At 48.5% G+C, this 12100-nt stretch carries 8 protein-coding genes and 2 pseudogenes; 4 read left to right on the top strand and 6 right to left on the bottom strand.

Annotated features, from left to right (window positions below; genetic code table 11):
• Nucleotides 1–166: 166 nt before the first annotated feature.
• From EoCCA6_RS14885 to EoCCA6_RS14870, 4 genes are all read right to left on the bottom strand, one after another.
• Complete coding sequence (locus EoCCA6_RS14885) at nt 167–1156, bottom strand: restriction endonuclease (RefSeq protein WP_152084462.1); 990 nt, start codon at nt 1154–1156, stop codon at nt 167–169.
• A 138-nt stretch (nt 1157–1294) separates the two neighbouring features.
• Nucleotides 1295–4810, bottom strand: a complete 3516-nt coding sequence (locus EoCCA6_RS14880; protein ID WP_152083297.1) for an AAA domain-containing protein — start codon at nt 4808–4810, stop codon at nt 1295–1297.
• Nucleotides 4811–5135: 325 nt separating this feature from the next.
• The gene (locus EoCCA6_RS14875; protein WP_152083296.1) at nt 5136–5513 is read right to left on the bottom strand and encodes a ribonuclease H family protein; all 378 of its coding nucleotides are present in this window, start codon (nt 5511–5513) and stop codon (nt 5136–5138) included.
• Nucleotides 5514–5581: 68 nt separating this feature from the next.
• Entirely contained in the window at nt 5582–6361 is a 780-nt protein-coding gene (locus EoCCA6_RS14870; RefSeq protein ID WP_152083295.1) for an HNH endonuclease, read from the bottom strand.
• Between the two features lie 160 nt (nt 6362–6521).
• Between EoCCA6_RS14870 and EoCCA6_RS14865 the strand changes: the two genes are divergently transcribed.
• From EoCCA6_RS14865 to EoCCA6_RS14850, 4 genes and pseudogenes are all read left to right on the top strand, one after another.
• Nucleotides 6522–7334: a hypothetical protein gene (locus EoCCA6_RS14865; protein ID WP_232623259.1), complete on the top strand. Its 813-nt coding sequence runs from the start codon at nt 6522–6524 to the stop codon at nt 7332–7334.
• A 216-nt stretch (nt 7335–7550) separates the two neighbouring features.
• Nucleotides 7551–7745, top strand: a complete 195-nt coding sequence (locus EoCCA6_RS14860) for a helix-turn-helix transcriptional regulator (RefSeq protein WP_152083294.1) — start codon at nt 7551–7553, stop codon at nt 7743–7745.
• Nucleotides 7746–7761: 16 nt separating this feature from the next.
• A pseudogene (locus tag EoCCA6_RS14855) lies at nt 7762–8331 on the top strand (ParB family protein); the annotation flags it as partial.
• 278 nt (nt 8332–8609) lie between these two features.
• Nucleotides 8610–10077 (top strand): annotated as a pseudogene (locus EoCCA6_RS14850) (conjugal transfer protein TraG N-terminal domain-containing protein).
• A 29-nt stretch (nt 10078–10106) separates the two neighbouring features.
• Here the strand turns inward: EoCCA6_RS14850 and EoCCA6_RS14845 are convergent.
• Together EoCCA6_RS14845 and EoCCA6_RS14840 are read right to left on the bottom strand one after the other, a co-directional pair.
• Nucleotides 10107–11021: a hypothetical protein gene (locus EoCCA6_RS14845; RefSeq protein WP_152083293.1), complete on the bottom strand. Its 915-nt coding sequence runs from the start codon at nt 11019–11021 to the stop codon at nt 10107–10109.
• Between the two features lie 50 nt (nt 11022–11071).
• A complete protein-coding gene (locus tag EoCCA6_RS14840; RefSeq protein WP_152084461.1) occupies nt 11072–12061 on the bottom strand; it encodes a restriction endonuclease in 990 nt (329 codons plus the stop codon).
• Nucleotides 12062–12100 lie beyond the last annotated feature (39 nt).

The following is a 12100-nucleotide window of genomic DNA, read 5'->3' as shown; positions in this document are numbered from 1 at the left end:
GCTGAGTGTTCTTATTTCAGAGGTACTACATCATGAACTCAATAAAATTGATTGGTAATATTCTGGTAAAATCTACCTTTTCAGATCTGAACCTACCTTTTTTCCCCTGCAAGTGTCTGATGGTGGATACAGCAACGCCTGTCTATACAAAACAGGCGTTGCAAATTCATGCAGGCAAATATGTTTTCTTTAGCGGAACCAATAGCTTAGTCTCTATATCCACTTGCTCATAGTTTTCCACTAACGCACGAACCAGATCGTCAAGCGTCCATAGTGTCAACGGGATTGTAGAACGATCAGCTTCATAGCGCGCATCTTTGCTGAATCCACCGGTGCTGACATACAGCCCGCGATCATCTTTATGACGGCCACCGATAAAGCTACGGATTTGCTGGCTGCTCATCTGTTCCCGCCGGTGCTTCACTTCAACAATAATACGCGGATTTTCGAAGCCAAAACCGTCAGGGGAAGCAATGATATCTTTCCCACGGTCAGCACCAGCAGGCGATACCTGGGTTTTATATCCCATGCTGCGTAACACGCCTGCGACCAGATTCTGTATCTCATCCCAGTCGAGACGGTTGATACGATCCTTGATGCCTTCAAAAGCGATCAATTCCATGTCGCGCAGAGGATTAGAAACGATCTCATCCTCCTCACCTGGAACAGGTACTTCCGGCACGACATCTGAGACAGGCTTTTTGCCCTGCACTAATTCATTCACGGCAAAATCAGGCACCTGAAAAACAGTCAGCGTTGAGCCAAGGGTGTTTCTTGTTGCATCGCTCAGGCTATCGCGCTTAATTTCTTCTGCGTTCCACTTCACTTTACGAGCGATGCCCATGCCATCTTCAAGCCACTCGGCATGAAACTCAAAATCTGAGGCGATTTTTCCTATTAAATAGGTCCGATTAGAAGGTGAATAAGTGATAGCCCAGTCACCTTTCTGCATCTCATTCACAAAGCGCCAGACCTGAGAGGCACCGGAGCGAACTGTGCCAGGCTTAGTCTGTGGCTCAAGCTCCTGATACCGAGTAAACAATTGCTCTCTTGAGCATCCCGGTTTCACATAGGGAGCGAGCTGCGACCAGCCGATTGCAACAACCTGTTTGTCCCTAAAGTCATCGTACAATTTTCCGCCATCGCCGCGGATCATCCACATTTTAATCGCCACAATAATTCCTTCTGAAAATGCCTCACCGTACGGGCAGAAACTGTCTACCAAGATATGGTCATTCCATGCAGCCATCTTACGCTGAAAACAGTCGATAAGATGGCCAATCAAATTCCTACCCTAAACCTGACGCCTCTCAAGGCTATTGTAAATTGCCTCAATCTCGCCCTTCAGGTTATCACCGCAATAAACCATTGATGTATCGTATCGTTCATATCGCGCTTCACGCGTCGCACTAAACCAGTTGAACGATCCCACGCACAGCAAACCATCATCACCAATAACAATTTTGCTATGAACACGATTGACCAGTTTTGTCGCAATACCAAGGGTATTCAGTTTATCCAGCGCCGCTTTAAGATTCTGCTGCTTCTCTTTTCGCTTCTCAAAATCATTATGTTCAGTGTTGTAGCTTCTGTCAGTGACTATCGTGACGTTAATACCACGTGAACACGCCGCCATCATGGAATCAAGAAAACCGGTTTGTTCCAGCTTTTGCCAGGTTAGCCACGGAGAAACTATCGTGATGTGTTTACCAGTATTTTCAAACGTCTGATTCAGGAAATTATCATGCTGCTCCACACCATGGAGTGTGTAGATTTTGGTCTCGGAAGTTTTTAAATCCTTACGCTCTTTATAATCAAAAGTGAGCGCATTCTTCTCTGACTCAAAGAGATATTTTGCCAGTAATCCCCGTGGAGATGAGGCTGGCTGGATCTCAAACAGGTCCATATCGCCGAAGACCAGGAAACTGTCCTTCGCACGAGAAACAGCAACGTTCAGCATGCTGTTATCGCTATCAATAAACCCGCCATCCTCATGTTTTGAATAGACTGGCGAGAATATAACAATTGCCCTTTCCGCCCCCTGAAGAGAATGGACTGTGCCCACCGTGAGCGCTTTTTCATTCGTACCAGCACTGATACCTTGTTTACCTAGCGCCTGTTTGATGGTGGATACCTGAGCGCTAAAAGGCGTCACGATACCGACAACTTCATAAAGCGATTTGCCGTAATGCGCTTCAATATCTTGCTGATTATCTGTCAGCCAGGCAGCTATCGTTTCAGCCTCAAGCAAATTATATCGACTTCCGCTACTTGCCAACTCTCCTTTACCATCAATATGGAGATAACCCATTGCGGGCATTAAATTGCTCTCTTCACACCCTTTTTTAGGCAACAACTTACCGTGATAGCAGAGCGTATTGCAGTATCCAATAATATTATCGAAGCACCGGCGGTGTTCATACAAGTACATCCCACGAGCCAGTTCGGGATCATATTGATAGCGCGAAGCACACTGCGCTATTTTCATGACGCTACCAGATGCGGCGCTTTTACCAAGCTCTGCGATTGCCGTATATTTCTCAGTAATCTCTTCTTGCGAACTACCTGACAGAATTTTTTCCGCCAGCATGTTACCTATATCAATAGCAGGAGCAATACTCCATATTGGCGGGATCTGTTCCGTATCACCAATCACTAATGCCTTTTTAGCTAAGGCAAACGAGGCAGCAGCCACTTCAGGAAGCACCTGCCCGGCTTCATCGACAATGAGTAAATCAGCGAAGTCATATAAATAGCTTTTCTCGAATTTACGCTGACCTTTGTGTTCGCTTATCTGCATATTGCCGGGCAGCATATAGCAGGTCATGACCACACATGGGGTAAGTTTCATTCGGCGTTGCCAGCGAGCTGTTACCCCTTTAGCACCTTTCTTGCCCTTCTCTTTCTGCAGATCATCGATCTTCGCCATATCCATTAGCCAACGACCTTCCCAGTAGTGGGTCGTCAGTAAGAATGCAGGGAAGCGAATCTGCGTATCAGCCAGTTCATCTGCCTGTAAGAAGCTCAGTTCCTCGTCGCCCTCATGCCCTAAATCAAGTGCCAGCCTCTGCCACTTCTGAGCCGCCTGCTGTTCTTTAAGAACAATTTCATGGGCGGAGTCAATCTGCTGCCGGTATGTTGTTTGCTCGCGCTCAGCGGAGTTGAGCAGTCCATCTATATTACGTTCGATGGTTTCAGGATCAGACCACTGATTTCCCGCAATCAGCGCACCTAATTTATCTTCGAGAAACAGTTGTATTTGGTACTGCCGCTTACTGCGAACCGCTGGAAGCCAGGAAAATAATGAATAGATCAGGGATTCACTGGCCCGATATTTTTTCCATTCCGTTTTAGCACTCTTCAGCAGAGTGACTTTTTGTTCTTGCCCGGAGAGTAATTTATTTAAATTATCGAGATATTGCTCAATGTCGTTAGCAATAAGCTCACGCGCCGCCCGAACCTGGCTTAACGTTTGCCATGTTGCGTTCAGTCTTACCAGTTGTTCGAATTTTTCTGCCAACTGGCCATGCAGGAGTTCAATGACCTTTTCAGGGGATGAACAATCTTTTTCAGGAAAGGCTGCCTTAGCTTTCTCCAGATAAAACAGCAGTGCATCCTCTACATACTCTTTTGACTCAACCTGGTTGAAAAAATCTTCAGTTTGGTATTTTTTGGCTGCCTCGGCTTTACGAGTGCTTGAGGGGAAATAAGCGCCGAAGCTTTTCAGCTCTGGCAACCATCGTCCGGCCATTGCACCAGTCCCCTGGGAAAAGTCTTTCCCGAACGCCTCGATAATGTTCGTTACAGCCTGGTTATTCGTTGAAGCCGCGATAATAACCGGAGGTTCCGCTTTCTCGAGAGCCGCTCTGGCCCACTGCGTGGCGATGATAGAAAGCACCAGCGTGGTTTTCCCGGTTCCCGGAGGGCCGTTAACGGCAAGGATATCGCCATGCCTGGCATCCAGAAAATGGCTTAAGGCATCGCGCTGAGCCTTTGCCAGCGGGAACTTATCTCCGGAGTGTCCAATCCTGTCGCTGAATTTTGCTTCCGGAGCGAGCAAAGACTCTGCAGCATGAACCTCCCGCGAGGCGAAACGATTGAAAAGCGGCACATCCTTTTTGCAAACAAGCAGGTGGTCATAAAGCGAAAGGATATGGAAACTGGCGCCGCCAGATTGCGCCGTTTTAACAATATAACCGTGCTCAGCGAGTTCATATTGCTCGGGATTTTTAATCCAGTCGCCGACAACGTTCTTCAGTAGCCTCTCTGAATCATCCAGATATCGACGCCAATCCTGCTGCCAGGCTGCATATCGTGCTTCTCGTTCTTCATCCGTTTCGGCAGTGTTATCAACGCTGTCATCAAAGTTGATAGAGAATGACGTATGTGTCGTTTTATATTTGTCATACTGCTCAATCTCACCAATCGAAAATGCCCCTTTTGGCAAAGGTTCAAGCAGGTCTCTGGGAATGGATGTCGCTGGCGTCGGATATAAAAAACCTTCACGGCTCAACAGAGCTGGCGTCACTATCGGGGTAACAATATCAGGCGCACCAGCGGAACGGTCCTTTCCATGCTGCAGCAACCGGAAATAAACTTTTGGCCGCAAGATGACATCGACTGTTTCGACGTCGTCTTTTTCTCCCTCAAAAAATTTATCGACGCTCGCTTCGTCGAGACGCCCCGCCGCTATCCCATGCCAGTGAGTGAAATTTTTGGCGTCTTTGCGTTCAAAACTGCCCTTTCCTGACTCAGCATCTGCCAACGAATTGCGCCAGTATGAGGCAAACCCTAAAGCATTTTCATCCATTACCAGTCCTATGAATCAATGGAATTCATTGATTTATCGAATATAAAATCACCGTATGGATAACTATTGTCCACGTTGAAAGGCTGGCTGCAATGTTTTGTTCACGCTTCGATACAAATACTCAGGTTATACGGAGTTCAGAAAACGACCATATCCTGCTGCATGGCACATAAAAGCTGTATAACTGAAGCAGCAGAGGGCTACCGGTTGCACAGCACGCTCCAGAAGCCCGTGAGCCCTACTGGACAACGTTCAATGCAATATTGGAACTTGTAAGTTCAGAAAATAGCGCTGTCGAAGATGGTTCTGTACGTAGGCTCTCCAGCTATTGTTTTGTCCGATGCTTACGAATAAAAGCATTCAAAATGTCGCCTTCACCATGCATGACAGAAAAAGAATATTCACATTCTTTCTTTATCAAAATTCCACATAATTCCTTGTGCAAATCTACATTAACTCCCTTTCCTTTCTGCGCTTTCTTCACACCGAGCTCACATGAACTGATTAATTCAACGTTACAGGGTTTCTTCAAACAATTCACACCATCAATAAAGCCCTGGAGAATGCATCTATTTGCGGTCGCATCACTGTAGGAGAAGGTCAGATATTTTATTTTCCCTTCGCATTCCAGCACAACTTCCGCCGAACCTTCACGTGTTGCAGCATCACAACTTCCTGTTGAATATATTTTTACCATCTTCATTTTGTACCTTTCCCCTTACCAAACGAATCATGACATCCTATATCAAAGGCATTCTCGTCAAAACTTAACTATCTCAGTAAATTCTCCCGATGCCATTCCAGATAACAATGCGATTCAACAGGAAACGCCTTTATTTTCTCTGGCAACAAACACTGCTCTTTAATGCTAATATCCAGTTCATCACTAATTAATAAACGCCCATCGTTCTCAAACGAAATCCACCCCTGATCGAATAAAATATCAATATGCGCAGCCAGTATAATTCCATTATAAGCATCAAGGCGTTCATTTCCATTCTCGCAGGCGGCCCACGGTTTTATATGGCTGGCACGGAGTAACGGCGCAAACGTCGTTCCCGTAACAGGGCATGCCGGATACAGCATGAGACAATTTTTCCGAAAGATACCCTGCCCCAGCCGTGCCGCAATCAGCTGCTCGCGTACGGTATCTTCAATACTTTTATCCTGCTGAATAATAAGACAGTCACGTTGCGCCTGTTCATCTCCATCAGACGATATTAACGAAAGAACGTGCTGCTCAATTGCACTATCAGAAAGCACACTCAATCGCTGATGCACACGCTGCGCTGAATGAGAAAGCGCAGCAGGAGCGCCCTGCTCGTCAAGCCAGCCGACACGCACATCACTAAGCCAGGAATCAAAACGGTCACGACTATTTTTCAGACTATTGCGAAACTCACTAGCGGTTTTGCCCGCCCCGAAACAGGGATAAAACAAGGCATAAGCCTCTTTCCATTTCTGAACCCCCAGTCCCACGGGTGGTTGAGATTTACCGTACTTCGACAAATACCACGCCACTTCAAGCAAATCGTCTTCCGAACTATTCAATGTTACATCCTGTTTTTCCAGCGTAAATCATCACCAGATTATGTCTGAAAAGATCGTTAACTAAACTGATCAGGTTAGTTGTTTTAGCAAAAACATCTCACACCGGTTTTCACCATCAACAAGCACGACACGCAACCAACAACACAAAAAGGAACACACCATGCCCCCACACAAAATCCGCCAGGAGTGGCTGACGCTGGACGAGGCCGCAGAAGTCATCCGGCAGCACAATATCACGTTGCTGCCTGCCGACCTGATCCGCCATGCCCTGCACGGCGATCTGCCACTCTCGGTCTACTTCCCTTCACCCGTACTTCTGAGACCACTCAATCCCCCTTGCCGCTTTGCCTGCCTATTCAGCAAGCCGCCCTTTCCACCTTCTCAGTGCAATAAACCCGGCAACCGCAAAGTGATGGCGAACTCTCCGCCGTGCAGACGCGACCCGACTCTGCAACTGACCACCAGCCATCTATGGAATTTGCCGTTAATCGGCCTTGAGCGCCTGCTGCTCCACCAGCAACTGGCGAAAACGTTGAATCGTCCTTGCCCCAAAGATACCCACTGCTGCAACCAGATTGGCATCGTGGTCTGCGATGAGAACGACAGTTACTACCAACTCTGTTGCCGCAAATCGTTGAGGGAGCTTTTACTGGAACTGCTCGCCACGCAAAACAACCTTCAGGAAGAGCTACATCTACTGATTGGCCAGTTATATGGTAATGGCCGCAATGACCTGAAATCCCGGCTCAGTCTGTCCGTCTGCTACCTGCAGGACACGCTGCCTCCTGACGCACTGTTCGTCATCCGTCGCACGCATCTCGAAGCCTTCCTGACCCGTCATCAGCCGGAATCAAAGGAGCGGATAAGCTCTGCGCTTTCCCGTTTGCTGTGGCTGGCCTGCAAGCACAACCCACAACTGGACGATGAAATGCTGGAGCATCCCTACAAACTGCTGAACATTTTCGAATGCTGAGCGCGCGAGGAAGGTATGCACCTGCCGCTGAGCCCCGAAACGTTGAAAACCGCACTCCAGCGCGGCGCACCGCCGTAACGCGATCAACTACCCCTTTCAACTAACAACTCTCACTAACCCAGATAAGGATTTTTACTGCCTGGCAGGGACGCTGCTGCTTTGATAACCACGCCCATCGTGCTGATGTGAACGAATCTGGACACAGGAGGAATGGTTATGAATAGCGACAGATTTTTACGCTTACGCCAGGTGGAAGACAAAATCGGCTTCGGTAAATCGAGGATTTATCGGCAAATCCAGCTGCAACAGTTTCCGCCGTCCATTCGACTCAACAGCCGCCATGTCGCCTGTCTGGAAAGCGAGGTGGACGCGTGGATCCACCAGCGCATCCGCCTCACACGCGATGTCTGAATGCCGGAGGAAGATTATGTGCGCTTCACACCTGCTCAACCGCTGGCTTCACGGTGCCAGCACTACCGGAGAACAGGAAATGGTCCAGGTCAGCCTGGAGCAAATCCAGCCGTTTTCCCTCAATCCCCGCGTCACCCGCAACCCCGGCTATGACGTACTGAAAGCGTCAATTCTCGCCCGTGGGCTGGATAACCCGCCGGTATTGACCCGTCGCCCCGGTGATGAAAAATATATGCTCGCCAGCGGCGGGAATACGCGCCTCGCCATCCTCAATGAACTGTGGCAGGAGACGCAGGATGAGTGTTACCACCGCGTCTGCTGGCCGTTCAGACCGTGGCCTGAAACGCTGTCACCGCAGCAAGGCGAAGTCCAGTGCCTGATCGGCCATCTGGCCGAAAGCGACCTGCATAACGGATTGATGTTTATCGAACGGGCGGAAGGCATTCTGCATCTGCGCGATCTTTACCACGAGGCAGGTATTGAATGCCTGACGCAGCTGGCGCTGGCGGAGCAACTCACCCGCGATGGCTATCCCGTCAGCCAGTCGCAAAACAGTCAGATGTTAGAGACCGTGGACTGGGAACTTTGTAGCACCTGGAAATCCCCTGAAGATGCCGCCCCGCGTCGTTGGCGAGCAGACCATCAGCGTGGCGCAGACCCCCGACGATCCGGATGCACGTTCCGGTGCACAGGTGGGGATCGGCCTGTATTCGCTGATCGACGAAGAAAAAGCGAAGATCCTGCCACTTCTGACAGTTCTGGTTAATGGCAGTCATAAACCCGGCTTCGACAATCTGGCGAAATCCTCCGGCGGCTCCATGCAACTGACCCGCGGCGTAGTTGAGGCACTGTGCGACGATCCGGATGTCGCCGTCCTCACCGAACGGCTGGCTGGTGAACAACGGCGTGTGGCAGACGCTGACCGCCACCGGGCTGTTCGCCCTGCCCCTGCTGGCAAAACTGATTGCCCTGTGGCTGAAGGCGCGCGGCCAGGGGGCGGATGAAGGCAACTTCGCCCGCCTCTGCTGGTCGTCTGGGTGGAGCACTCGCTCTACAGCGCCCTGCTGGTGATCCTCTTTGCGGGTGTGCCGTTCCTCAATGTTGATATTAATACCCTCACCTACGACAGCCAGCGCACAAAACAGTGTGGCTGGTCGGTGGTGCAACCCGGCGATTCCGGCTATGCGCCGCTGATCAACGAACTTAGCGGCCAGAGCGCCTCGGTGCCGGTGTGGTGGTACTTCACTCATGCGCTTGGCAAAGGCATCACCAGCGCCGCCGTCGCGGTGCTCCCCTGCAAGCCGGACCTGCGCCAGTTGCGCTTTGAGGTGCAGCACACCCGGATCGCCGATCCAGCGCTGGCGCTGGAGCTACAGGATTTCGTTAACGACTGCTATGGGCCATCGCGGGTACGACTCAAGCGGCTGGGCAGTGATATCAGCGAGGAACAGAGCCGGGAATTGGACTGGGTGGGCTCGTCTTTTTACCTCTCCACACCGGGCTATTACGACCACGATCATTCGCGTGCGCCCCACGCCACCTGGCCTTATGACGCCAGCCGCGATGATGGCCTGAACGATACGGGTGGCAGTGGCTATCCAGCATGTAAGGAGTGGTGGTCCGATGGCGATGCGGGGCTGAAAAACCGCCTGTTAAAACAAGTCGATACCACGCTCTGGCAGCAACTACAAAAACTGGAGCAGTCGAAAGACGAGTATGAAGAGGCGGTACTGCGCTCGCTGGTGAGCCCGCGCAATATGCAGGTGTCACAGGGTGGGCTGGTGTATAACGGGTCTGGTGGGAGTGCGGGAGATAATTTGAATGTATCGCAAGCGTTAAGCCGGTTGGGGAGTATCGCCGGAATGTCGGTATCCAGCCTCGCGCTGTTCCCTGCCTTCGATAGCGTGCGTCAGGCGCTGCCGATGGTACAGGCATTCCTTGGAATGGCCCTTGTGATTTGTATTCCTGTGATCCTGCTGTTCTCTGCGTGGGAATTAAAAACCGTGGTTACGCTGAGCTTCGTGCAGTTCGCCCTGTTCTTTCTTAACTTCTGGTGGGAACTGGCCCGTTGGCTGGATAGCTGGCTGATGGAGATGATTTATAGCGAGAACGGAGCTTCGCATTTCAACCTGTACGGCTTACAGAACACTTCTGATGATTTGATCGTCAATATGGTGATGGGGACGATGTTTGTTGTGTTGCCCGCATTCTGGCTAGGGGGACTGGCGTGGGCAGGGTGAGGGTTGGCGGTGCTGTGGCCGGGGTTGTGTCTGCGGGAAGTAGAGATGTTAAGAATGGTGGTGGGCAAACTGGCAAAATTATACTCAAATAATAATTCAATAAGTTTTAGTAAAAATTAAATCATTCTTGTGATACATATCCACATGTAAGATACAAATAAACAGTAATAAGATCCTCAGAAAGAAAAAAATAGTCATCTATTGTCAATGGGGCATGAGGATATGCACCAAATCTAGATTTTGGATGAAATGTTTTTATTCTATATTCGTAATACTCACCAAAATATTTTTCTGTTTCTGGAGCATTAAATGTCTTAGAGATAAACATAGCTGCATCTTTCGAGGTTGGGTTAGATATTCCAACTTCTTTTAGCTTATCTAATACCATATTAAATGAAGCATCAAGTGATATGAATAGAGAATAAATGGCTTCCTCCATAAAATACCCATGAACCAATAACATTCTACTTCTCAGTAAGGTAGATAGGCCTCTAATTAGAATAAAATTATTCACATCAATTTTCTCAAACACTTTTTCCTGTATATTGACATCGAATCCTTGATCTCTTAAATCATATTTTTCCCCATCACTTGTCACTGGAGGAAGAGACAGACCTCTATTTATCTGTCCTATAAATGGATGCCATCCATTAACTCCTGCAGGCATAGTTATTGCTTTAATCAATTCTTTTTTTATTTCAGATAGATAGCCAGATACATCACCACTCATTTTCACATAATGGCAGGTTGAAAAAGGATAAATAACTGAATAACCATGCATTCTGTCAAGGCTTAGCATTACCGACGAGTATAACTTTATTTCATTTATAGAGGCCCATTCCATCTCGGTATAATACCCTTCATCTTCAAATTCAGAGTCAACGAAAGTCACTAAAGGTGTAACCGAAAAACAAATATCCTCGCTAATAAATAGAGCAGAATCATCCATAATAAATGTTTTAATGGGATAAACCCCAAGCGGAGATAATAAACGTACCTGATGGGTGTGATTATCATTTTTTCGATAGGTAAACATCAATTCTATGTCAATCTCAATTTGCGGAGGATAATTTTAAATTTACGACGTTAGGCAGGTAAGTAGGTTCTTTTCAATGGAACTAACAACTTGGTTTCAATATCAACCTGCTCGTAGTTTTCAACCAACGCCCGCACCAGATCGTCGAGTGTCCACAACGTCAGCGGGATCGTTGAACGATCGGCTTCATAGCGAGCATCCTTGCTGAATCCTCCGGTGCTGACGTACAACCCGCGATCGTCTTTATGGCGGCCACCGATAAAGCTGCGGATCTGCTGGCTACCCATCTGTTCACGGCGATGCTTCACTTCAACAATAATACGTGGGTTTTCAAAACCGAAACCATCCGGAGAAGCAATAATATCTTTTCCCCTATCCGCGCCAGCAGGTGATACCTGAGTTTTATATCCCATGCTACGTAAAACACCTGCCACCAGATTTTGCATCTCGTCCCAATCAAGTCGATTGATACGATCTTTGATGCCTTCAAAGGCGATCATTTCCATATCGCGTAAGGGGTTAGATACGGCGTCTTCCTCGTTAACTGAACCAAGAACCTCTGGCGTAACGTCAGGAGCAGGTTTTTTCCCCTGCAATAATTCATTCACAGCAAAATCCGGCACACGGAAAACCGTCAGTGTTGAACCCAATGTATTTCTGGTAGCATCACTCAAGTTATCACGATCAATTTCTTCCGTATTCCATTTCACCTGGCGGGCAATGCCCATGCCATCTTCAAGCCACTCTGCGTGATATTCAAAATCTGAAACGATCTTCCCTAACAGGTAGGTTCGGTTAGAGGGAGAATACGTAATGGCCCAGTCACCTTTCTGCATTTCGTTCACAAATCGCCAAATCTGAGAAGTACCAGAACGTGCAGTTCCCGGTTTAATTTGAGGTTCAAGCTCTTGATATAAATCGAACAACTGTTCTCTGGATAACCCCGGTTTTACATGTGGTGCAAAGGGTGACCACCCTATCGCCGCGACTTGCTTATCACGAAAATCATCATATAGTTTTCCACCATCGCCACGAATCATCCACATCTTGCCAGCCATGATGTTCCCTTCTGAATGAAC

Source organism: Enterobacter oligotrophicus, assembly GCF_009176645.1.
Lineage (GTDB): Bacteria > Pseudomonadota > Gammaproteobacteria > Enterobacterales > Enterobacteriaceae > Enterobacter > Enterobacter oligotrophicus.
The sequence above is the reverse complement of the archived record's forward strand: the minus strand, read 5'-3'. Positions and strand labels throughout refer to the sequence as shown.